Raw genomic sequence first — 24,174 nt, forward strand, 5'->3', positions numbered from 1 at the left:
GAAAATCATAAAGAAATGAAAACGAGCAATATATTTAAAGGGGCGCTGTTATGCGCCACAATGATGATGGCCGCGTCATGTGCCGATCTCGACCTTCAGCCTCTGACAGAGCCTTCGTCGGGCACATGGAATTCAAAACTTGACGAGGTAAGGATATCTGTCAATGACCTATACCGCGCATATCCATATAATCTTGAGACCCGCTGGTTTACCGACGGACATACCGATGACTTCTGTCACCGCAACAAGGTATACGACGTTCCGGCGGCCACACTTACAAGCTCCACCTCATGGATTGAGACCACTTGGTCAGACACCTACAAGGCCATCAGCCGCTGCAACCGTGTGCTCGAAAGTCTTGACAAACTGGGCTACAACTCCGACGAAGCCAAGCGTCTGGCGGCTGAAGCACGCCTTTTCCGCGCATACTTCTACGCCCGCCTGATATCACTCTGGGGCGATGTGCCTTTCTGCACGGGGACAATCACAATAGAGGAAGCTCGCCAAATGGGACGCACTCCGGTAGCCGACATCCTCCCTGTAATATATTCTGACTACGACTATGCCTATGAAAACCTGCCCGAGTCCAACATAGTCCAGGGCATATGGCGCGTAAACCGATATGTGGCAGCCTCTCTGAAGTGTCGTATCGCCCTTACTATGAAGGATTGGGAAATCGCCCGCGACGCCGCACGCCTTGTGATGGCTTCCCGGCAATATTCCCTCTATCCCGACTTCGGAGCGCTATTCCGCGACAAGACCATGGACAATGGAGAATACATATTCTGCATAGCCAACTCTATCGAACTGGGCCAGAGTTCATCGGTCAACTCATTCATGCTGCGCACAACTGTCAGCAGCGGAGCGTCGGGCTTCCCCTCATGGGATCTCCTTGCCGCCTTTGAATGCACCGACGGCAAGCCGATTGATGAATCTCCGCTGTTTGACCCCCACAATCCATACCTCAACCGCGACCCACGATGCAACGAGACATTCGTAGCTCCCGGCTCGGTAGTATACGGATGTGTCTACAATCCGAGCCCGTCGGCCAAGACCGTGCTTCTCGACGGAAAATCCGTCACCAACAAAGACTCAAAAATCAACGACCAGTATGCCGCACCGACAGGAACATGTCTCAGGAAAGGCGCGCAGGACGAATGGCGTACCGGCAAAAACGTAAGCGAGAACCCGACTATCATCATCCGCTATGCCGACGTGCTGCTCATGTATGCCGAAGCTAAAATCGAACTCGGCGAACTGGATGCAAGTATGCTCAATGCCATCAACGATGTGCGCGCCCGCGCCTACAAGACTACCCGCGACAATACAGCCGCATATCCGGCGCTTGCCTTATCGGACCAGAATACCATGCGCCTGGCCGTGCGCAAAGAGCGCCGGGTGGAGTTTGCCTGGGAGGGACGACGCTTCTTCGACCTCCTGCGCTGGGACGGATGGATGGAGAAGGCTTTCAGCCACGACTATTATGCCTTCCCGACAAAACAGGGTATGGTCGATATGGAAAAAGCCGGCGATTACTACTGGCCCTCAACTCCGGAGATTGACGAATGCGGCTTCGCCGATTTCAAGCCGATGTTCGACGCCGGTAAAATCGTGCGCGTACTCCCAAGGAAATATGACAGCCGATTCCCTCTTCTGCCGATTCCCGCGATAGAGGTAAGCATCTCCAACGGCAAGATTTCCCAAAATCCCGGATGGTAATTCGACCGGTATACATTTGCCATAATCTCACCAACAAATAATCCTCAGAAACAAACATAACAACCATGAGTGTAGACGAAATACTGCTCCGCAGCCGCTATCAGCCGCTCGAGCGCATAATCTGCTACGATATATTCAACACAGGCTTCAACGGCTGGATGACCCTCCTGCCCAACTTTACCGAGTATCCCGACTTCGACGTTCCCCCTACCCTGGTCAACAAAGACCAGTGGCCCCCCGTGATGCTCAGCTCAGCCACATACCGCTATCCCGGCAGCCACGGCGCCATGTCGGGCACATTCAGTCTGAAGCTCTCTACGCGTCCCGTGCACTCACGCTACGAGGATATTCCGGCGCCGGGTTCGATGGGACATGCCATAAAGCGCCTGTCGTTCTACCGTCCGGGAAGCCGGTTCCTGCAGATAGAATGCTGGTTCTCATACACGGCCGAACAGGATACTCTCGATGCCGAAGGCACTCCGCAGCCCGGTCTGCACGAGAAGAGCATCCGCGCCTTCGGCATGGGATTTGATATCCAGGAGAGAGGCGAACGCTACCAGGTAGGTGTGCGCCACCTCAACTGCTTCAACGGCAATCTGGTGCAGCGCTGGGAAATAGAGAACTCAGCCGATGTCACCGACAAGGAATGGGCTTTCGGGCTCGAAGGCGACTGGTGCAAGCGCGGCATCGACCCGTGGTGGTTTGGACGCCGGTATCCCGACGGACGCCACGAGGCATTCCAGGTGATACCCGACTCCCATCAGAAACTCATATACAACGAGACTGACTGCAAACTCAACTGGCAGTACATGCGCCTGAAAATCGACACCCTCAACCGTGAGTATGTCGAATTCCAGTGTCAGGACCGCATATGGGATTTGCGCGGCACCCACGTGACCAATGTACCCGGCTACCATCGTATCGACAACCTCATCAACCCTCTGTTCTGGGTCGAGACCGACCAGGACCGCCGCGTGTACTTCTACATCGACTCGGTAGTCGTGTCGCAGGAATAATCCCCCGAGTCTTCACCTACAAAACAGCTGACCAATCATGAAACAGTTCAATGCATCCCATCTTGAGATAAAGAAATGGTTTACCGGACGGTTTGAGACCCATCCCTACGAGACCGGCTGGGCCGATGAAGCTATATTCTTCGTTATGATCGAGCACATAAAGGGTGAGAATCCGACGCTCACAGCCCATGTCGAGATATCACACGACGGAGTAAACTGGGCATCCGACGGAAGCTCTCCAGTCACCGTATCGGGCCGCGGACTCCATCCGATAAAGGTACAGCCCAATTTCGGCAACTGGCTGCGCCTTGCTGTCAATATCGACGGCGGCGAACTATTCCTAAACATCCAGATACATTGTAAAGGCTAAACAACCATGAAATCGAAATTTCCATATACAGCATTTTTCGCATGCGCAACGATGCTCTTCTCTTCGGCATGCTCCGACAGTGACGAGTACTTCGGCGCTCCGGCCATCAAGCAACCGGCACCCAAGGAAGTATATATCGAAGGGACTGTAAAGACCGACACCGGCACTCCGCTTGCCGACGTAGTGGTTTCGGACGGATACAATCTGACTACCACCGATGTCAACGGCAAGTATATAATGAAATCGGAGGTAGCCCTGGGATATATCTTCGTATCGACTCCCGACGGATATGAGCCTGCCGCATTCCTCGACAATAACCGCCCGAAATTCTGGCAGCAAGTAAGGAAAACCAACGGCAAGAGCGTGGATTTCATCCTACGCAAGATAGCCGACAACAATCCTCTCGGCATAATCGCTATCGCCGACCCCCAGATATCCAACCGATGTGGCGACGTGGAGCTGCTTAAAAACATGATTGTGCCCGACGTAAACCGAGCCATCGACTCTCTGAAGGCAAAAGGCACAAGTCCCATCGTGATAACTCTCGGCGACCTTATATGTGATGTTTTTGTGGCCGACGGCTACGGATATACTCTTGATCTCTTCAACAAGGACTTCAAGGTCAATGCACCGCTCTACCACACGATGGGCAACCACGACTACGACCCGTTCATGACAGGAGATATACCTGGGCTATCCAACTGGCTGTATATCAACGGCCCGTCGTACTATTCATTCAACCGTGGAGGCGCTCACTTCATCGTTGTCAACAATATGGTATACCAGGAAGGAACGGCCCTTAAAGCCGACCAACTCGACTGGATTGCAAAAGATCTTGCCACAATAAAGGATAAGACTGCCCCCCTGTTCATCACCATGCATGGAATTTTCCTGACCTATCCGGAAGCCGAAGGCGTAAATGTGAGCAAGGTATACCGCTTCGACGAAGGCGGTCCTCAACTTGGCGCTCTGCTGTCGGAATTCACTAACGTAAAGGTATTCTCAGGACATTCCCACAAGAGTCACTTCCAGCACACCCCGGAGGGGAATATCCGCGAATACAACTACGCAGGTGCCAATGGCGGCTGGTGGCCGGCAGGTTTCAAACCCCACATGCCTAACCTCCCGGTATGCTTTGACGGAGCTCCCTGGGGCTTCGGCATATGGGATTTCGCCTCAGGCACCCCCCACCATATATACAAGGGATTCCAGTTACCGACCGATTTCCAGATACGCGCCTACGATCTCAACCAGGTATCTATCGATGACCAGGATCTCTCGACGGCCTACCTCCCCGGCAATAGTGCAAACAAAGATGTAGTGCTCGCCAATATATGGGCTTACGAACCTGGATGTACGGTAAAAATGTATGAAAACGGACGCGAGCTTACCGTAAAGAGAGTAAAGACCCAGGACCCGTATCTCATACAGAAATACCTTGTCCCCATAAAGAAAGAGTATACAAAGTGGAATTCCGGCATGAATCCGGAGGAAACGGCCCATCTGTTCCGCGCACAGGCTTCGACTGCCGATTCGCCGGTGACAATCGAGTTTACCGATCTTTCAGGCCGTAAATTCACCACTGTACTCAACCGTCCCTCATCACTCGAATAATCCCGACACATCATATATTCCGGAGGCGAGTTTCTACACGCCTCCGGAATACGACACACTTCACATAAATCAACAACCATTTCTATCACATGAAAAAAACATTACTCATCTCAGCCATCTCGCTAAGCATCGTTTCCGCCTATGCAGAGGAATACCATGGATTCAGCATCGATGCCTCGCAGGAACTTATCGACAACACTGTAGGAACAAAACTGTCTGCCGAAGCGTATCGCCTGGAAGGGAAAGCCATCACACTCCAGGTGCTTTATCAGCCTGCATATACCCCGGTATTAGTCGACGAGGCCCTGTCGAAGATAACCACACCCGGCTCAACACTATCAGCCGATGCCCAGAAAGACTACGCAGAGCCGCGCGACGCCCAGAAATCACTTGAAAGCGGCCTTATGGACGGTATGCTGCTAACATCGCAAATGGACAACAACGGCCTTGCCTACGTAACAGTGCCGGCCCAATATTACAAGAACGGAACGCTTGTCGACGTACCGGCCGAAGGAGGCGACATACGCGTGCGCTTTTGTACCGAGTCAAACAGCAAGAGCCGTATGGGCGACGGTGAGGACTGTCGTGTAAACGATATCACAGGCGTCTATGTAACCGTCGACGCGCCGTCTCATGTGCGTATCACATCCGATTTTGTACAGGCTAATACCAGTACGGCATTTACAGGAGGATTCGCAGGCACTGACGACACTCTCGGGAAAATGCAGCGTTGCGCCATATTCAATATGCCGTCGACCACAGCTACAGGGCCACAGGATATAACATTCTCAGGAAAAGCCACCAACAGCTGGAATCTGTTTGACTTCCGCAGAAAAAGCACAAATGACCTTAATGGTTTTCCGGTAAGATATGCCGATATCGTGTTCTACGGTGTAAAACCGGGCGAGCGAATCGGTTGGACCAACTATCAGACTCTGCATGAGGGATACACTCCCAGGAAATATACCTCCACATCGGGTATTGAGACCGAGATGGCCGACGATATTGCCGTTCCCGCGGAATATTACAATCTGCAGGGAGTAAAGGTAAGCACACCTTCGGGAGGCATCTTCATTGAGCGCAGAGGCTCAGTATCGCGAAAGGTTGTTTTTAAATAAAGGTTTGCATTGCAGCCGGGCGGCACGATGATTGCGCATCCGGCTATCGACTACAATTAACGCGCCGCTACAGTCCATAGCTGTAGCGGCGCTCTTACTATATTTTATCTTCAGAGGGAGGCCCGGCGGCAGAGCGCGGCGTGAGCGCCGAAAGGTTGCGCAAAAGGCCTGCGAGCTTTGCGCGCTTTACCGCCGAATGGGAAAAAATGGATGAAAACCGCTCGGGAGTGAGGGTAGCGATATCGGAGTCGGTAAGCGACATAAGGGCTTCAGACGGTAAGAATTCCGGTATGTCGGTAGGCGATATGCCCCGGTTAAGGGGGCATGCGCTCTGGCATGCGTCGCAGCCGTATATCCTGCGCCCGAGTTGAGGCATACCGTCGGTAAAAGCTCCCCGATGCTCAATGGTAAGGTATGACAGACACCTGCGGGCATCAACAGTGCATTCGCGGGATATAGCTCCTCCGGGGCATGCCCGTATGCACAAATCGCATCCGTCGGGACATGCACCCTCGGAAGGGGTTGAAGCGGGAAGCGGGATGGTGGTAACAATCTCACCGAGGAAACATGCCGATCCGTGGCCTGGCACAATAAGCTGGGCGTTGCGTCCGACGAAGCCTACACCGGCCTTTACGGCCCAGTAGCGCTCCATCAGCGGGGCTGTGTCGACACATATCCTGAATCGAGCTCCGTCGTATACCTCATCGAGTCGGGAGGCCACCCGCTCCAGGCGTGCGCGCACCACCTCATGATAATCGCGCCCATAAGCATACCATGCAAACTGTGGAGCATCTGCCGGCTGACGTCGCGACGGATAGTAGCTGTAGGCGGCCACAATTACCGAGCGGGCCTCTTCAAGCAGATTGCGCGGATCGCGCCTGACGTCGGGATAGCGGTCGAGATAATCCATCCTGGCATTATTTCCGTCGCTTATCCATCGCTCGCGTCGCTCCCAGGCTTCTGAATCGACAGACTCGGCTGTGGCCACACCCCATGCCACAGCGCCGGAGGAGCGCATGATACTGTCGAGCTGCTCAGTATTCATCACATCGGGATGGGCGCAAATTCAAAGCCCTGGTCGCGTAGCCACTCTATCGCTCGCGGAAGAGCATAGCGGAGATTGGCTTCGGCCTTTAGCGAATCGTGGAACACGATGATAGAGCCGTTGCGGGCATAGCGCCGAACATTCTTCACTACCTTCTCGCCGTTGAGCTTCTTGGAGTAGTCGCGTGTGACGACATCGTACATAACGATGTTGAAATGCTCCTTGATGATTTTCGCCTGTCCCCAGCGCATTATGCCGTGTGGAGGGCGATAGAGCGGACTGTCGATGAGATTGTCGGCTTCCTTTATGTTGCGCAGATAGTTGCGCGAGGTTTCCTTGAATCCCTGCAGATGGTTCATCGTATGGTTGCCCCAGCTGTGACCACGGCGCTTGATTTCCTCAAGCAGTTCGGGATGACGGCGTACGTTATCGCCCACAAGGAAGAATGTGGCCTTTATGCCATAGTAGTCGAGCAGGTCAAGAATCCATGGAGTAATCTCCGGGATGGGGCCGTCGTCGAAAGTCAGATAAACAGTGCGCCGTTTCTTGCGTTTGATGCGCCATATGGCCTCGGGAAAGAGGATACGGTACAACAACGGCGGCTGCTCAATGAAGCGCGACGGCTTGAAACGGAAATACTTGCTACCTTTCATCTATAGGCAGGATTATCCTTCGTTGTGATTGCGGTAGTAGCGGTTGAAATCAACACCCTGGGCGGCCAGTTCCTTTATAGTCTCCTCAGGATCGGCTCCGAGCGATACATAGAGTTGCACGAGCTGCATGAAGTATGTATCGAATATATATCGGTCGATGCGTGTGAGCGACTGGAATTTGGCAGGCGACAGACTCTGGATATAAAGCATATATTGCTTGTAGAGGTCAATCTCGTGCTTTGCTATGGCAAGGGCTTGGTCGGAAAGCTGCTTGTCGCCTGTGACAGCACCAAGACGTCCGAAGAGGTCGGCAATCTGGTAGCCGATCTGTATGCCGTAGGGCGAAGTATATTCAGGCATCTTCTCTACCATGAGGTTAATCACCTCTGTGGCCCGAGCATAGCGCTGTGCAATGTACTCCTCGGTCTCCTTACGCTTTTCCGGGGTCATTTTTACGGAATCCTCCAAGTAATAGGCTTCGGCTGTAATACCCTCGTTGTATAGTGCCTGAGCAAGGTCGAGCATGGCGCTGCGTGTGGTGGTGACCATACGGCGCACTGTCTCGTCGAGATAGATGTCGTCGGCGCTCTTGACATTGTCGAGACCGCCCCAGCGGAACTTGTTGACGATGTTGTCGTAGGCCTTGTCGGTATTCACGGCAATCTGTCCGTGGCTTGATTCGGTATCCTTTATGCCACCTACTTCGTAGGCCATGCCGGTCGAGCGCATGAACGGATTGAGGCCGAGATAGTAGTCGTCGGGCACTGTCATGGCGAAATAGAACGGACGTTTCCAGCCATCCTTGGCATTGGTGGCGAGCATGTCGATGGCAATCATCGAGCTGAGGCGCAGACCGCTCTCGGAATTACCGGCCTGGTTGAGGTCAATGGCCGGCGACAAGGCCTCGCGTTCAGTTTCCTTTATGCGTCCGGAAGCTACCATGTCATCGCCGTTGACGGGAATATACATGTTGGGGTGGCGGAATTCATACAGACCGTAGGTATGATTCCGTGCATCCTCACGGTATGCCTCCTTAAGTGCCGCCAGAGCGTTGATGCGGGTTGTATCGGGGTCGATGAAATAGGTGAACTGACGTTTGTCATGTGCATATACATCGGGGGTGGCCATCATTGGTATGGCGGGAGCGTCGTACGACGGATGGCGCAGCTGGTCGACATACCAGTCGGTGGTGAGATACGACAGATTGACTACACGCACATCAGTGCGGTATCCCTCTACCTCCTGTGCGTACCATAGTGGGAATGTGTCATTGTCGCCGTTAGTGAATATTACGGCACCCGGCTCAAGCGAACTGAGATAGTTCATGCCGAAATCGCGTGCGGCATAACGTCCGGAACGATCGTGGTCGTCCCATGTCTGCGACACCATCTGAAGGGGGACAAATATACCGAACAGAGCGGCTGCGACAGCACCAATCCAGTTAAGCCGGCTCACTTTCTCTTTTGATGCCTTGGCATCGGCAAGTCCGGCAATCAGACGCCAGATACCGGCCACACCCATTCCTACCCATATAGCGAATGCGTAGAATGAACCGGCAAACGCGTAGTCGCGCTCACGGGGCTGGTTGGGGACCTGATTGAGATATATTACAATAGCGATACCGGTCATGAAGAACAGGAAGAATATCACCCAGAACTGTTCGATACCGCGCCGTGATGTAAACGCCTGCCACAGGAGTCCTATTATGCCCAGCAGCAGCGGGAGCATGAAGAATACATTGTGGCCCTTGTTGCCACTCCCGAGGTCTTCAGGCAGAAGCGACTGGTCGCCTAGACGGGCATTGTCGATAAATGGTATGCCGGAAATCCAGTTGCCGTGGGTAATCTCTCCGTTGCCCTGGATATCATTCTGCCGCCCGGCGAAGTTCCACATGAAATATCGCCAGTACATATGATTGAGCTGATAGTTGAAGAAGTAGCGCAGATTCTCCATGAATGTAGGCTTGATGCGCATTGACTTCTCACCGAGGGGATTTCCCTGGCTGTCGACATAGCTGGTGACAGAGACCGGAGTGCCTGTCATTCCGGTCCATTCGCGGTAGGCCTCGGCATATTTACCGTCGTACATACGAGGGAAGAGCATGTTGAGTTCCGGAGTCAGCTCATAATCAAGTTTTGTGCCTGTCACTTCATATCTGTCCGGCTGGTCGGGAGAGGTCTTCACGGTCTTTCCCCATAGGTTTTTGCCCTCTTTTTTCAATGCTTTGGGAACACCGTCGGCTCCAACCTCGTATACTATACCTGAATTAAATGTCTGTCCATACAGCAGGGGGCGCTCTCCATACTGCTCACGGTTGAGGTATGATGAAAGGGCAAACACATTGTCGGGAGAGTTCTGGTTCATCGGAGTATAGGCGTTGGAGCGGATAAGAAGCAACGCATATGAACTATAGCCGATGAATATAACGAGTATGCTGAGCACCACTACATTGAATATCCTTACAGGAATCTTCTTCATATAGAAGTACAGATACCAGAGCAGTGCGCAGAATATTACCGCTGACACCAGCCAGCTGTCGCCGATAAACGGTATGCCGGAGAAGAATACGGTAAGGAAAAATGACGAGCGGATACGTGCGGGACTCTTCTGTCGGTATAGTTCGGCCACAGCCCATATCATCACTGCAAAGGTGACTATCGTATAGAGCAATGCGCCGGAATTATATCCCATGCCGAGGGTGTTGACACAGAAAAGCTCGCTGTACTGAGCCATCTCGATGAAACCGGGCACGAGACCGTAGAGTATCAGGGCCACGATAACAAATGACACAAGCAACGCTGCGATTGAGCCGCGTCCGTCGGGATTCTTGAATTTCTTATAGTAAAATACGAGCACAATCGCCGGGATACAGAGCAGATTGAGCAAGTGTACGGCAATTGATATGCCTATCACATAGGCGATAAGCACAAGGTATCGGTCGCTATGAGGCTCGTCGGCACGGTTTTCCCACTTAAGTATGAGCCAGAATACAAGTGCTGTGCAGAATGACGAGAAAGCATATACTTCGCCCTCGACGGCAGAAAACCAGAAAGTGTCGCTCCATGTATACACCAAAGAGCCACACATTGCCGAGCCGAAGATTACGAGCATCTGGAGAGGAGTGACCGTAGTGGCATCGTCCTTGACAATAAGTCGCTTGACAAGATGTGTTATAGTCCAGAACAGCAGCAATATCGTGGCCGCGCTAAGAAGCCCCGACATTGTGTTGACAGCAAGGGCTACCTGCGAGGGATCGCTTACAAAATTAACGAAGAACCGGGCTGTAAGCATGAAGATAGGGTTGCCCGGTGGATGACCGATTTCCAGCTTATAGCCTTGTGATATAAATTCCGGGCAGTCCCAGAAACTTGCCGTGGGCTCAAGAGTGCACATATATGTGACGGCGGCAATCAGAAATGCCACCCAGCCCAGAATGTTGTTGAGTATGCGATATTGTTTCATTCTTGCAAGAAATGGCAGCCACATGCCGCCGTGAAAACTTGGCAAAGTTAACGATTAATCCGCGAAGTCGGCATTATCCACACTGATTTTCTGTTTTTTTCACACACAATAGCCATGAGGGATACAATAAATCGACTCCAAGGCAGGTTAATACTCTTAGAATCATTATCGCATGAAAAGAATACAAGCATCAATACTCCTCCTTGTGGCTATGGCAATGGCGTTGCCACAATATGCATTGGCCCAGAAGAACCAGTTTAACCCCATAGAGACGGGCGTGGTGTCGCTCGGCATCGCTCCCGACGCACGTGCTGCCGGTATGGGCGACCTCGGAGCTGCCACCGACCCCGACGCCTACAGCCAGTTCTGGAATCCGTCGAAATATGCCTTTGCCTATAGCGATGCCGCCGTGTCGCTCAGCTACACCCCGTGGCTGCGCAAGATTGTCAATGACATATTCCTCGCCAACGTGTCGGGGTACTGGAAATTTGGCGGAGGCGACAATCAGGCTGTCAGCGCATCTCTGCGCTACTTCTCGCTGGGCGAGGTGTCCACCTACTCGGAAATAGGCCAGACATTCAACCCCTACGAGATGGCGTTCGACATAGGCTACTCGCGCAAACTGTCGGAAAGCTACTCGATGGGTATCGTATTCCGTTATATATATTCGTCGCTCGGCTACAACAGCGACGGAGGCTCGGAGGCCGGCGACCCGGTGAGCGGTGCATCGGCCTTCTCGGCCGATATATCGGGATATCTGACAAAGTATCCGATAATCGGACAAAACGAATGCCAGTGGTCGTTGGGATGGAACATAAGCAATATCGGTTCAAAACTGAACTTCGACAACGGCACCTCTCCGGCGTTTCTCCCGACCAACCTGCGTATAGGCACCAACTTTGCGTTCCCTCTGGCCGACTACCACACACTGTCAATCGGACTTGACCTCAACAAACTGCTCGTACCGACCAAGCCTCGCCGTATCGACTACGCCGACGACGAGGAGGGCCAAATCGAATGGCAACAGGCCACCATCGACTGGGAAAACACCTCATCGATATCAGGCATATTCAAATCGTTCAGCGATGCCCCCGGAGGCATGAAAGAGGAACTTCAGGAGATTACCTGGAGTTTGGGCGCCGAATACAACTACAACCAGCAGTTCTTCCTGCGCGCAGGATACTATTATGAAAACGAATACAAGGGCGGCCGAAAATACTATGGCCTCGGTGCAGGATTCGCCCTCAACGTGCTGCGTCTCGATGCCAGCTATATGATTGCCGCGTCGCAGAACTCGCCCCTCGACCAGACACTTCGATTCTCCCTCACTTTTGACATGGACGGCATCAAAGAGATATTCGGACGCCGATAATCCCTACTCATTTATTAATTAACGTGAGTTCGACGAAAATTAATTAGATGAGAAATTGGTGATTAGCGATAAAAGTATTAAATTTAAAGGACTCAATTTCAAACAAATACTCTTATCGCTATGCTCACCGAAGACAAAATTACTGAAATATTCGTGATTGCAGATGAATTCTGCAAAGTTTTTAATGCGATGCTCCGTCGCAGAGGTCTTTCGAAGATTCGTACGGACAGGAAGCGGGAATATCATCGAGATTGCCGTCTGTCGCAGGCGGAGGTCATTGTTATCATGATCATGTTCCACAGTTCCAACCATAAATGTCTCAAACACTTTTATCTGAACGAGATATGTCAGCGATACAGGCATCTGTTCCCCGAAACAGTCTCATACAACAGATTCACGGAGCTGGAGAAATCAGTGGTCGTTCAGTTCGTGATATTCGTAAAGAAATGTCTGCTGGGAAAATGTACCGGTATTAGTTTTGTCGACAGCACACTGCTACGTGTGTGCCGCAACCAACGGATACACATGCACAAGGTGTTCAAAGGAATAGCGCAACGTGGGAAGTGTTCGTTAGGTTGGTTCTACGGATTCAAGCTACATCTGATATGCAACGACAAGGGCGAGATTCTCAACTTCATGATCACTCCGGGAGATGTTGATGACCGGGAACCTCTGAAAGTGAAGTCGTTTGTCGAGTTCATATACGGCAAGATGGTCGGTGACAAAGGTTATATCGGCAAAGACCTGTTCTGCAAGCTGTTCATTGACGGAATCCAATTGATCACAAAACTGAAAAACAACATGAAAGGCGGTCTGAGATCAATGTATGACAGAATACTTCTGAGAAAACGGGCTATTATCGAAACTGTAAACGACCAACTCAAAAACATCGCTCAGATAGAACACTCGCGACACCGTTCATTTCCGAATTTCATCGTTAATCTCATTGGTGGGATAGCGGCTTATTGCCTGTTTCCAAAGAAACCGAGGATAAACTTAGAACGCGTGTATGATAATCAGCTGACTCTATTTTGATTATTTTCATCGAACTCACGTTAATTATTATAGAATATCAACGATTATGACCCCTCCAACATTCAGAGTAGGAAACGGATTTGACGTACATCGACTGGTGGCCGACCGCGATTTGTGGATATGTGGCGTGAAAATACCCCACACCCTCGGCCTGCTCGGCCACAGCGACGCAGATGTGGCTCTACATGCCCTCAGCGACGCACTGCTCGGAGCGGCCTCCCTGCGCGATATCGGGTATCATTTCCCCGATACCGACCCGGCCTATAAAGGCGCGGACTCACGCCGTCTGCTGCGCGAGGTGGTACGCCTGCTCGCCGATAAAGGATATGCTGTAGGAAACGTCGACCTGACAATCATGGCACAGGCTCCCAAAATGCTGCCCCACATCCCCGTCATGATATCCAATATAGCCGACGACCTCGGGATAGACCCCGACTGTGTATCGGTAAAGGCCACTACTACCGAACGACTCGGGTTCACTGGCCGCGAGGAAGGGATTGCTGCCATGGCTACAGCGCTAATCTACAAGATGTAATCCTGACTCAGGACACATCACGACGTGCAGTATTGTTGCTTATTTTCAAATGTTTTGGCAAAATAGATATTTTTACATATCTTTGCCGCCCAAATCAGATAAGTCATGACAAAAAGCAAAGTTTACACAACTACCGGCGACAACGGTGCAACATCGCTTGTCGGAGGTGTCAGAGTGAAGAAAACCGATATCCGCATCGAAGCCTATGGCTCAATCGACGAGCTCAATGCCAACATCGGAGTGCTTCTTGCAATACCCTGTCTGCAGCCTGCTGCCGTCGACCTGCTTCATCAGGTACAGAACCGTCTTTTCAGCATCGGAGCATATCTGGCTACTCCCAATCCCGACAACGCCATCACACGTTGTGCAGGTCTCTCGGCTGAAAACGTAGAGGCAATCGAGAACGTAATCGACCATTTTGACGCCCAGCTTCCCCCGCTCAACAATTTCGTGCTCCCGGGTGGAACACACCGTGCCGCCGTATGCCACGTGTGCCGCACAATGTGCCGCCGCTGCGAGCGCCGTATCGTGGCCCTGGCCGACCAGACATATGTCGACCCTAACGTGCTGCGCTACATCAACCGTCTGAGCGACTTCTTCTTCGTTTTCGCCCGCTTCAACAACGTAGACAACCAGACCGACGAGTTATTCTGGGACAAGAACAATTAATTGCTCTTAAATTGCTGAACACCCGCAGGTCGACATACGTTAGTTATCAATAAAATCTAAGAAATATGTACTGGACACTTGAATTAGCATCAAAACTTGAGGACGCTCCATGGCCCGCAACCAAAGAGGAGCTTATAGACTATGCCATGCGTTCAGGTGCTCCCCTCGAGGTAATCGAAAACCTTCAGGAAATGGAGGACGAGGGCGACACCTACGAATGCATCGAGGACATATGGCCCGACTACCCTTCCAAAGAAGACTTCTTCTTCAACGAGGAGGAATACTAAGCCCACGCAAAAGGGTTAACCCAAAGAATACCAAAGAGTTGAGCTTCGCGCCAAGCGACAGCCCAACTCTTTTTTCTTGCATTTTACCCCCTTTTAGAGCATAATAAACTGGCGTAAAATTAGCGCACCGACAAAAAAAGAATATAAACAATCGGGATAAACTGTCGTATAACTGTTGTAAATTCGCTTAAAATAAAAGAAACGGAACATACAACATGGGTAAAGCAGCAAGACCATTCCCGACCGGACATTTCCGGTTGTACAAGACCAGACAAACCAAGAATGATCGCCCTCTGGTGGTCCAGATTGAATATGCTGTCAAATCAGTGGCAGTCAGACGCTCTACCGGGATCTCTGTCAAAGAAAAGGACTGGAATCCTAACGAGAACAAGGGACGTGGCGGTGTCAGGGCAAGCTACGGACCTGACTATCGCAATATCAACAGCCGGCTTACCAAAAGCGTCAATGAGCTTGACTCCAAGATAGCGGCTTGGAGTGAGAAGCACCCCGACCGTTTGACAGTAGAGACCATGAGGGCTCTTCTTGACGACCACCCGACAACACGCGAGGACAAAGGTATTGATTTTGTGAGTTATGTGTCAGACCTCCTTAAAAACGAACTGGACCGAAATAAAATCGGTCAGAGTGTATATCGCAATGGCCTGAGCGCCATGAAAATATTCCGTGAGTTCCTGAAATCGGAAAAACGCGGTACGTATGCACCCGACAGCATTTATGTCTCCGAGATTTCCACGGAGCTTATAGAGTCACACATAAAGTGGAGACGTGAGATCAAGGACAACAGTGACGATACCATAAACCATGCCCTGACCCCTATACTCAAAGGCTGTCAACAGGCAATGGTCATGGGATACATCCCGGTGGCTCTCAATGCCGCCATACAGAAGATGAGAATCATCAAGACCGTATCACTTCAGAAGAATGATGAGTCAAGCGTGAAGCATCTTTCCAAAAAGGAACTGGAGTGTCTTATAAAGTTTTACACGGAAGATAAGGAAGCGAGACGGAAGGAATATATCGAGATGTTCCTGTTTGCCCTATATGCCTGTGGTTTGCGTGTCATTGACATCATCACCCTGCAATGGTCTGACATAGACTTCGACAAACGGACTCTTAACAAGATACAGGTCAAGACGAAAAACAGGAATGTTATACCCCTAAGCGACCAGGCTATGGGAATACTTGAACAGTGGAAAGGTCGATACAATCGCTTTGTTTTCGGATTGCTTGACGATGACTTTAACCTTGATGACACAGATGCCCTGTACCGTGTGAGGAATACAAAGACACGTGGTATCAATCAAGCTCTCAATGTGATTGGTGAAAAACTGGGACTGTCATTCAGTCTCACATTTCATGTCGGGCGCCACACCTTTGCTGTCCTGAGCCTTAACAACGGTATGGACATGACGATGGTGAGCCAGCTTCTCGGTCATTCCTCTACTGAAATAACCGAGAAGGTCTACGCTCACTTTATGCCGGCAAGGCTACGTGAGGAGCTGAGCAAGATTAAGTTGCCATCCCTTTAGTTGAAATGCCGTTGTCCTTGCAGTGCTTGTATAAGGACGACTGTGACACCTTGATGCCCTATGCCCGTGCTGTCTGTAGGTTAAGTCTTACCGAGACAGCCGGGTTATACCACTCAGATATGTCGCAATGTCCCGGATTGACAGGTATATTGTTGAACTTGCAATAGCGTCGGAGTGTAGACAGACTGACGGTAAGCCCTCTGTCGCGCGCTTCCTTTAGGTTTGAGGTAACAGATTTCCCAGGTTCATACCACGCCTGTATGGATTCGTAATTCTGATACATAAGAGCCTTCCGGGAATATGATCGTCTTGACACACCGTGTTCACGACAGTATCCGGGAGAAGTAGTGACCTTCCCTGCGTCAAGCGACTTGAACTCCATCGCATCGAACTCGGTATAATTCATGACATCATAAGCCTTACGGGCTATAAGTTCATCAGACAACACACCGTCGGAATTGTCATAGTAGAAATACACCCTGTGAACCAGATTGAAAAATAGATCCATGAATGTTACTCCGGGATTTATCTTGCGTATGATGCATCCGTCGGTAAACAATCGGTTACGACGTTTCTCCCCGTCACGGAAACGGTTGACCGTACATTCCCCTCGCCTGTTACGATAACGTACAAACAGTGAAAGATGATTTTCGGGAATGACACAATAGCCGGCTTCGTTATATGACAGCTTTGACCACCTTAAAAGCCTGTGTTCCTTCCCATAAATCTATAGGAATTCCTGTCTGCTCTCTGCAAGAACCTTCAAAGGGACACTGATGCTTTCAAGCTGTTTTTTCCAATCCGGGTCATTAGATTTATATTGTTTTTGATTTGATTTTGATGAATTAATATTATTAGGTTGATAGATTGCTGAAGAGTGTCTGGGTTTATAAACGTTTGGCACTACAGGAAGAAGTGAATGTTGATATGTGACAATCTGTTCCTGTTCAGTTGCATCGACAGGAAGGTCGGTGATTGACGAATATATCCGGTTGGAGCGGAATACCTTTGCTTCATATGTAGTTCCGTTCATGAGCTGTGTGATGACTTTACCGCAATGGTCTTTAGTCTTGTCAAGATTGGTCATCCTGCATATTTTCTCATACAGTTCACCGAAAGCACGGATATTAATACGCTCTTTGAAGACATATACCAGACGATAGCTGTACTTTCCGCCAGTACCATTTGAAAATGTCTCGTAAGCAAAGGTCGGTTTCAACTGGCATTGACGGTAGAATGTTTCGAGGTCTGTATCGGTATCGTCAACATCAATGCTTATGGTTTGCGTATAGAGAAATTTATTTTTCCTACGCAGGTTTCCATAGTAAATATGGCAATAGCTGTAACCCATTCTGACCATCGAAATGAAGCTACTAAGACTCATTTTGGTCTTATTCCATCGCATTTGCCGGTAGTCGGTAGGAGTCGGTTTGGACTTGTAACATTTTTCAGTGACGGATACGTCAATCTTGAAATTGGGATTTGTGATCATATCTATAATGACTGATGGTTTTGTAAGTTATATATGAAAGAGTCCTCGAAGTCTAAATTACATATCCGGCTACCGGTGTTAGAACAGGAAACCGCGTCAATATAAAAACGTGTCAGAATAATCTTGTAAAGGTTATCCTGACACGCTCTTTTTCGCAGCGGTTCAATCTTTTAGGTTATATTAATACAGTCGGGAGCATAACAATCATGTCATCGTATGATTTTTACCGATGGTGGTAGTTCCTTGCTTATTCTTCCGACAGTTTGGTCGGAACAGTTCTTCATGAAGACTGTATGCAACCTGTCGCAGCGTGCGAACATTTCTTCCGTAGATTCGGCTCTACGAAGATCAAAAGAGCTTAGGTCTACCGTTTCAAGGCTTACACACTCATAGAACATTCGGGACATATCCTTTACCCTTGATGTGTCAAACATGCTCAGGTCAAGAGTGGCCAGACTATGACACAAAGAGAACATCCAGCTCATATCTTCCACCATTAAAGTGTCAAAGTTCCTGAAGTCTATCCGTAGAAGATTGCAACACTCATGAAACATCCATGACAGATCTTTCACCTTCGATGTATCGAGCCCCGACAAGTCAAGCGATTTAAGGCTCAGACATTCCCCGAACATGAACTTCATGGTTGTAACTTCTGAGACATCCAGAGGAGAAAGGTCAACGGCCACCAGATCCCAGCACCCGTAAAACATATATGACAGGTCTCTCAGCCTTGGTATGTCACAAGCTGAGAGATTGACTGATTTGATGGTGTTCGGGTATGGCCTATTGAATCTCAAACCTGACTGCATCTAACATTTGAAAAGGGACCCAGGTAGAGCAATTGAAAAGGGACCCACCCCATGGGTAAGTTCAACCGGATATCGTTGATTAGAAAGAACGACATCAACGATTCCACAAAATGCTACACATGGAGGAAAAAACATCCATTATTCTGTCTCATCGCCGCGAGGGGATGAGCATCCGCGAGATAGCGCGCCGCAACGGCATGAGCCGCAAGACCGTGCGCAAGTATCTGCGCGAGTTCGAGAGAGAGGCCGGCCCGTCACCGACAGAGCGGGAGGTTGACGATTATCTGCTGACCAGGCCGAAGTATGACAGCAGCGGACGCGTCAGGCGTGTTGTGACCGATGATGTCCGCCGTCGCATCGATGGTTTTATCGCCCGCAACCGGGAGAACGTCGCTGCCGGATTGCACAAGCAGCAGATGCGCAAGCTCGATATGTGGCGACGTCTTCAGGACGATGGCGTGCGTATCGCCTATTCCACAGTATGTCAGTATGTCCGTGCGCTGGAGGCAGCGCCGAAGTCGCAAGAAAAGCCTGCAAAGGCATATATCCGTCAGGACTATGAGCCTGGATTCCGTTGCGAGTTCGACTGGGGCGTGCTTACCCTGTGGATCGGTGGAGTCAGGACTCGCCTTCACATGGCGGTATTCACCCTCGACCACAGCAATATGCGCAAGGCATATCTGTTTTCGCGCGAAGATACCCTGGCTCTTATGGAAGCCCACCGCAACTGCTTCCGGGAGTTGGGGGGCACCCCGCGCGTGATGGCCTATGACAACATGCGTACCGCCGTAAAGAAGTTCCTCGGGCGCGACCGCGAGCACACGGATGCGCTGCTGCGCATGGAGGTACACTACTGTTTCACACCCCATTTCTGCAACCCTCGCTCGGGATGGGAAAAAGGCAAGGTGGAACGTTCGGTGGAATATATCCGGCGTCGTGCATTCTCGTTCGAGGTCCGGTTTGACTCCCTGGATGCCGCGCAGACGCATCTGGCGGCAGTCTGCGACAGGCTCAACACAGAGGCGTCCAACATGTCGGCGGAAGAAAAACGCCTGCGCATACAGGCCGATCTGGCGGCGCTACGTCCGTTGGACCACGGTGACATCGGCTGCTTCGAGCAGCGGCTGTACCGCGTCGGAAAGTATTCAACGATAACCGTTGACGGAGTGCACTACTCTGTGCCCGACCGTCTGGTGGGCTCGCAGGTGGCGGTAAAGCTGTATTCCGAGCGCATCGTGGTGCTTTACGGACGCGACAAGGTGGCCAATCATGCCCGAAGCCGACGCTCCGGCGACTGGGTCATCGACCTGATGCATTATCTGGGTACATTCCTGCGCAAACCGGCCGCTCTGGGGCGGTCTGTGGCTCTGCAACAGGTACATCCGTCGGTGGCGGCGCTTTACCGCGAACACTTCCGCGAGTCTCCGCGAAGCTTCATAGAACTGCTTGTGTTCACCCGCGACAACAATCTGGCATACACTGACATCGTCCGTGCCGCCACAAGTCTTTCGTCCCGCGGGCTCCAGCGCCTCTCATCTGAACAGATACAGGCTCAGATGATCTCGGCGGAAGGACATATGCAGTCAACCGCCGATATCGCGGCAACGAACGTTCCCGACCCGCAACAGGCTGAAATAGAAAGTTCGGCAAGCCATACCCTTGACATGCTTTCATCATTTATGGAATATACCCGCGCATCGCAGGCAGACTGAATACCCCCCCAAAAAACAACCAATACACTGAATGACAATGACAGACATACATGAAACAGACCGTGACGGACTTCGGGAGCTCATTCGCTCATGCGCTTTCGACCTTAAACTCCCGCTTGTGCGGCGCGACATCGACCTGCTTATACAGCAGAGCGCCGACGAACAATGGAACCTATGGCGGTTTACAGCCGAACTGCTCCGGCGCGAAAAAGAGAACCGCTCTGAAAACCAGCGCCGTCACCGCATCAAAAACGCAGGGTTCCCGCAACTTCGCTATCTTAACGAAATCGACACCGACGCTCTGCCCGCCGATGCCCGGAAAGCGCTCCCGACACTCGAGACACTCGACTTCATCAAAAACGGACGCAACCTCATTCTATACGGCAATCCCGGAACAGGCAAGACTCATCTGGCGACAGCTCTCGGTATCGCCGCATGTAATGCCGGACACTCGGTGCTGTTCACATCCGTGCCAAGACTGCTCACGCAGATACGCGAGTGCCGCAACGCTTTGACACTCCGGTCGCTGGAAAACAAGTTCGAGAGATACGACATGGTCATCTGTGATGAGTTCGGATACGTCTCCTGCGACAAGGCCGGCGCAGAGATGCTCTTTAACCATCTCTCCCTCCGCACCGACAAGAAGACGACCGTCGTCACAACCAATCTCGCCTTCAACCGCTGGAACGAGATTATTGACGACAAAGTACTGGTCACCGCAATGGTAGACCGCCTGACCCACAAGGCTATACTGCTTAACATGACAGGCAAATCATACCGCATGAAAGAAACTCAGGAAATGATGACTCAACAAATATAATTATCTTTGCATCCCCATCCCGGGTGGTCCCCTTTTCAAATGCTATCCGGGTCCCTTTTCAAATGTTAGATACAGGTAATTTTAATAAAGCAGTCAAGCGTAATATAGAGCGTTTCCCTGATGATTTCATGTTCCAACTGAATGATGAGGAGTATTCAAACTTGAAATTCCAAATTGGAATAGCAAGTTCCTATGGCGGTCGTCGCACAAACCCGTATGTATTCACCGAACAAGGTGTTGCGATGTTGTCAAGTGTATTGAGAAGCGAAGCTGCAATACGAGTAAACATCAGCATAATGAGAGCCTTTGTCATGGTGCGTCAAGCATTGATGCAGCCTTCGAATGAATTCAAGCAGCTGCGCAAGAGTGTAAATCAGCTGAAGGAATATATAGAGGAGATTCTGGCTGACCAGAATGATATCAACGAAGAAACCCAGGCCCAGCTCGATGCTATTTCGGAATCGCTCGCTGAATTACAAATGAAGAAATCTACTCCCCGAAAGAGAATCGGTTTCCAGCCATCTGATGATTCCACCGAATTATAATCTGTTGTTGGCAACAATCATTTAGTCAGCAACAAAATAATCCAACCAAGTTTAAAGGAGGTGTAGAGCCTCCTTTTTTATGCCTGTATCTGACTTTTGTAACGTAATCTTGGATACTAGAGTGCCGGAATTTAGTGCCGATTGTGTGATTTAGTTATACCGTGCTAAATATCAGGGCATTTCGTGCGCAATATTTCTAAATCGATGGCGAAAGAGATACTTTTGCAGCCGATTTGAAAATAATGGCGGAGGAATCCGCAGCGCAAAAAGAATAACGATAACGTAAATGCCAAAATCAAGTAACACAATCACCACAGCGGAGGATATGCTCAAAAGAATCCTCCATCTGCTTGAGGAATCGCAGGAACGAAGCACCTCAGGCAATGGCACTTCAGACGAGTGCCGCATCTACACCAACAAGGAGCTGATGAAACTGCTCGGTGTGGAGAGCCGCTATCTCAAAAACCTCAGGGATAATGGTTATCTCTCCTATTCCCGACACGGGGATAAGTTCTGGTATACACAGAATGATGTTGACACATTTCTACAACGCTTCAAGTATGAAGCATTTGCCTGTGGAGGCGGTGCAATATGTTGACGCTCTCAGACATCATCAAGTTGCTTCCGGCTCATGTTGATGAAACCACTCACAATGATGTGGCATCAGATGAAGAAACCGAGGTGGTGGATGTCGAGTATTCTGACATTCCAGTGGAGCATAATGACCTGTTGAACCCAGATGACAGCGAGTGCCCCTATATCCGGGTCGGTACGGATTATTACCGTGAAGTCAATCGACCGCAGGCGAACGGAACCACTTGTAAGTGTCTTGTCTATTGGAGGGCTTCGACAATCAAGGCTGACTTCGGAAAGGACTATCTGAATGATGTGCCGAAGTATGACTGCTTCTGTACCGTTCCGAGCCATACCGACTACCGCAAGATAATCGGCAACGCCTACAATCTCTATGAGCCAATCTCCCATCAGCCGATGACGGTAGACTGGAGCGCGATTGACGGCTTGCTTCACCACATCTTCGAGGAGCATTACGAGTATGGTCTTGACTATATCCAGTTGCTGTATCAGATGCCTCTTCAAAAACTCCCGATACTGATATTGGTGTCGGAGCAACGCAACACCGGCAAAACAACTTTCCTCAATCTGCTAAAGGCAATCTTTCAGGACAACGCGACTTTCAATACCAACGAGGACTTCCGCAGCAAGTTCAATTCCGACTGGGCCGGGAAGCTACTTATCATGGTTGATGAAGTCTTACTCTCTCGGCGTGAGGATTCCGAGCGACTGAAGAATCTCAGTACGGCAACATCCTACAAGATGGAGTCAAAAGGCAAAGACCGCAACGAGATGGTTTTCTTCGGAAAGTTCGTCCTGTGTTCCAACAACGAGCATTTCCCCATTGTAATCGACCGTGAGGAAGTTCGCTACTGGGTACGCAAGGTTAATTCTCTGGAAACTGACGACCCGTTCTTCATGAAGAAACTTGTGGCACAGATTCCGGCGTTTCTCCACTTCCTTATGCAAAGAGAACTATCGGTACAATGCGAAAACCGAATGTGGTTCAGTCCGGAAAGACTGCGCACCGCAGCCCTCAACCGTATAGTGATTTCCAACCGCTCCAAGATTGAGTTTGAGGTTGCCGAACTGCTGATGGACATCATGGACAGTACCGGCGAATCATCGGTGTCATTCGTTGTGAACGACATCGCCAACTTACTCACCTACCGTAATGTCCGTGCCGACACAAGCGAGATACGCCGTCTCTTGCAAATCTACTGGCGCCTCAAGCCGGTATCGAACTTACTTACCTATCGCACCTATTCAGTCGGCATGTACCCTGCGAAGTACACCGCCAAGACCGCTGTCGGCAGATACTACACCGTTACCAAAGATTTTATTCTGAATTTGTCTTTATTTTGATGAATTGATGAAAGAATAAATGAAGGGAAAGAAAGTAAGCAAGTTACAGTGTCGTAGGCTCTCATCAAATGGATTCGTGGATGTTGAGAAGCCTCCTATTCTTTCCCTTTCATTCAATATTATCTGATGATGAATTGAATTGGGCTGTAATACTGCGATTTAAACACGCTTTCATCATTTCATCAAATTTCTACCGATTATAATTTCACAAAACAGCATATTCCGGACTTTGAGGCCGCTATTGAATAGATGTCGGGCGCATCCGGAAAGACAGTGCGAGATTGCTTGCAATAAGACCTATGAGGGTATAGCCTAATATACCTTCATGCGAAGGTTGGCAACTCCGATGAGGAGACTGACCGTGCAAGCACCTCTGTTGTATAATCAATTCCAACCAAACCATAACCAAAAGC

22 protein-coding genes and 1 pseudogene are annotated in these 24,174 nt (G+C 50.3%); 16 read left to right on the plus strand and 7 right to left on the minus strand.

What is annotated here, in order from left to right:
- Positions 1-15: 15 nt before the first annotated feature.
- From ADH68_RS05185 to ADH68_RS05205, 5 genes are all read left to right on the plus strand, one after another.
- Entirely contained in the window at positions 16-1,719 is a 1,704-nt protein-coding gene (locus ADH68_RS05185; protein ID WP_068961741.1) for a RagB/SusD family nutrient uptake outer membrane protein, read from the plus strand.
- Between the two features lie 65 nt (positions 1,720-1,784).
- Positions 1,785-2,735 (plus strand): DUF6772 family protein, encoded by a 951-nt coding sequence (locus ADH68_RS05190; protein WP_068961740.1) that lies wholly within the window; start codon positions 1,785-1,787, stop codon positions 2,733-2,735.
- 37 nt (positions 2,736-2,772) lie between these two features.
- Positions 2,773-3,105, plus strand: coding sequence for a hypothetical protein (locus ADH68_RS05195; RefSeq protein ID WP_068961739.1), 333 nt, complete (start codon positions 2,773-2,775; stop codon positions 3,103-3,105).
- Between the two features lie 6 nt (positions 3,106-3,111).
- Positions 3,112-4,719, plus strand: a complete 1,608-nt coding sequence (locus ADH68_RS05200) for a calcineurin-like phosphoesterase C-terminal domain-containing protein (protein ID WP_068961738.1) — start codon at positions 3,112-3,114, stop codon at positions 4,717-4,719.
- Between the two features lie 89 nt (positions 4,720-4,808).
- The gene (locus ADH68_RS05205) at positions 4,809-5,837 is read left to right on the plus strand and encodes a hypothetical protein (RefSeq protein ID WP_068961737.1); all 1,029 of its coding nucleotides are present in this window, start codon (positions 4,809-4,811) and stop codon (positions 5,835-5,837) included.
- A gap of 97 nt (positions 5,838-5,934) precedes the next feature.
- Here ADH68_RS05205 and queG read toward each other — a convergent pair whose 3' ends face one another.
- From queG to ADH68_RS05220, 3 genes are read right to left on the minus strand one after another with little or no spacing between them, the layout of a single operon-like run.
- Positions 5,935-6,882 (minus strand): tRNA epoxyqueuosine(34) reductase QueG, encoded by a 948-nt coding sequence (queG, locus tag ADH68_RS05210; protein WP_068961736.1) that lies wholly within the window; start codon positions 6,880-6,882, stop codon positions 5,935-5,937.
- The gene (locus ADH68_RS05215; protein WP_068961735.1) at positions 6,882-7,535 is read right to left on the minus strand and encodes a polysaccharide deacetylase family protein; all 654 of its coding nucleotides are present in this window, start codon (positions 7,533-7,535) and stop codon (positions 6,882-6,884) included. Before ADH68_RS05215 ends, queG begins: the two co-directional genes overlap by 1 nt.
- A 12-nt stretch (positions 7,536-7,547) precedes the next feature.
- Complete coding sequence (locus ADH68_RS05220) at positions 7,548-10,997, minus strand: protein O-mannosyl-transferase family (RefSeq protein ID WP_084274243.1); 3,450 nt, start codon at positions 10,995-10,997, stop codon at positions 7,548-7,550.
- A 172-nt stretch (positions 10,998-11,169) separates the two neighbouring features.
- Between ADH68_RS05220 and porV the strand changes: the two genes are divergently transcribed.
- From porV to ispF, 3 genes are all read left to right on the plus strand, one after another.
- Complete coding sequence (porV, locus tag ADH68_RS05225) at positions 11,170-12,369, plus strand: type IX secretion system outer membrane channel protein PorV (protein WP_068961733.1); 1,200 nt, start codon at positions 11,170-11,172, stop codon at positions 12,367-12,369.
- 120 nt (positions 12,370-12,489) lie between these two features.
- Complete coding sequence (locus ADH68_RS05230; protein ID WP_084273910.1) at positions 12,490-13,404, plus strand: IS982 family transposase; 915 nt, start codon at positions 12,490-12,492, stop codon at positions 13,402-13,404.
- A gap of 46 nt (positions 13,405-13,450) precedes the next feature.
- Entirely contained in the window at positions 13,451-13,939 is a 489-nt protein-coding gene (ispF, locus tag ADH68_RS05235) for a 2-C-methyl-D-erythritol 2,4-cyclodiphosphate synthase (protein WP_068961732.1), read from the plus strand.
- A gap of 7 nt (positions 13,940-13,946) precedes the next feature.
- On the opposite strand, the pseudogene ADH68_RS14255 reads toward ispF, so the two are convergent.
- Positions 13,947-14,018, minus strand: a pseudogene (locus ADH68_RS14255) (hypothetical protein); the annotation flags it as partial.
- Between the two features lie 26 nt (positions 14,019-14,044).
- On the opposite strand from ADH68_RS14255, the gene ADH68_RS05240 reads away from it, so the two are divergent.
- The 3 genes from ADH68_RS05240 to ADH68_RS05250 all read left to right on the plus strand — a co-directional run bounded on the left by ADH68_RS05240 (position 14,045) and on the right by ADH68_RS05250 (position 16,445).
- Positions 14,045-14,608: a cob(I)yrinic acid a,c-diamide adenosyltransferase gene (locus tag ADH68_RS05240; RefSeq protein WP_068961731.1), complete on the plus strand. Its 564-nt coding sequence runs from the start codon at positions 14,045-14,047 to the stop codon at positions 14,606-14,608.
- Between the two features lie 65 nt (positions 14,609-14,673).
- Positions 14,674-14,895 carry a DUF2795 domain-containing protein gene (locus ADH68_RS05245; RefSeq protein WP_068961730.1) on the plus strand — a complete coding sequence of 74 codons (222 nt, stop codon included), beginning with the start codon at positions 14,674-14,676 and terminating at the stop codon, positions 14,893-14,895.
- Positions 14,896-15,110: 215 nt separating this feature from the next.
- Positions 15,111-16,445: a tyrosine-type recombinase/integrase gene (locus tag ADH68_RS05250; protein ID WP_068961729.1), complete on the plus strand. Its 1,335-nt coding sequence runs from the start codon at positions 15,111-15,113 to the stop codon at positions 16,443-16,445.
- Positions 16,446-16,503: 58 nt separating this feature from the next.
- Here the strand turns inward: ADH68_RS05250 and ADH68_RS05255 are convergent, their stop codons facing one another.
- The 3 genes from ADH68_RS05255 to ADH68_RS05265 form a co-directional block, all read right to left on the minus strand.
- Positions 16,504-16,953 (minus strand): hypothetical protein, encoded by a 450-nt coding sequence (locus ADH68_RS05255; protein ID WP_133165750.1) that lies wholly within the window; start codon positions 16,951-16,953, stop codon positions 16,504-16,506.
- Between the two features lie 219 nt (positions 16,954-17,172).
- Positions 17,173-17,796 carry a hypothetical protein gene (locus ADH68_RS05260; RefSeq protein ID WP_148060989.1) on the minus strand — a complete coding sequence of 208 codons (624 nt, stop codon included), beginning with the start codon at positions 17,794-17,796 and terminating at the stop codon, positions 17,173-17,175.
- A gap of 350 nt (positions 17,797-18,146) precedes the next feature.
- Positions 18,147-18,746 (minus strand): BspA family leucine-rich repeat surface protein, encoded by a 600-nt coding sequence (locus tag ADH68_RS05265; protein WP_068961726.1) that lies wholly within the window; start codon positions 18,744-18,746, stop codon positions 18,147-18,149.
- A 110-nt stretch (positions 18,747-18,856) separates the two neighbouring features.
- On the opposite strand from ADH68_RS05265, the gene istA reads away from it, so the two are divergent.
- From istA to ADH68_RS05290, 5 genes are all read left to right on the plus strand, one after another.
- Positions 18,857-20,458: an IS21 family transposase gene (gene istA, locus ADH68_RS05270; RefSeq protein WP_068959738.1), complete on the plus strand. Its 1,602-nt coding sequence runs from the start codon at positions 18,857-18,859 to the stop codon at positions 20,456-20,458.
- 37 nt (positions 20,459-20,495) lie between these two features.
- Entirely contained in the window at positions 20,496-21,278 is a 783-nt protein-coding gene (istB, locus tag ADH68_RS05275; RefSeq protein ID WP_068961956.1) for an IS21-like element helper ATPase IstB, read from the plus strand.
- Between the two features lie 62 nt (positions 21,279-21,340).
- On the plus strand, positions 21,341-21,823 hold the full coding sequence (locus tag ADH68_RS05280; RefSeq protein WP_068961725.1) for an ORF6N domain-containing protein: 483 nt from the start codon (positions 21,341-21,343) through the stop codon (positions 21,821-21,823).
- 286 nt (positions 21,824-22,109) lie between these two features.
- Positions 22,110-22,421, plus strand: coding sequence for a helix-turn-helix domain-containing protein (locus ADH68_RS05285; protein WP_068961724.1), 312 nt, complete (start codon positions 22,110-22,112; stop codon positions 22,419-22,421).
- Positions 22,415-23,761, plus strand: coding sequence for a primase-helicase family protein (locus tag ADH68_RS05290; protein WP_232321401.1), 1,347 nt, complete (start codon positions 22,415-22,417; stop codon positions 23,759-23,761). Before ADH68_RS05285 ends, ADH68_RS05290 begins: the two co-directional genes overlap by 7 nt.
- The last annotated feature ends 413 nt before the right edge of the window (positions 23,762-24,174 follow it).

The organism is Muribaculum intestinale, from assembly GCF_002201515.1.
Lineage (GTDB): Bacteria > Bacteroidota > Bacteroidia > Bacteroidales > Muribaculaceae > Muribaculum > Muribaculum intestinale.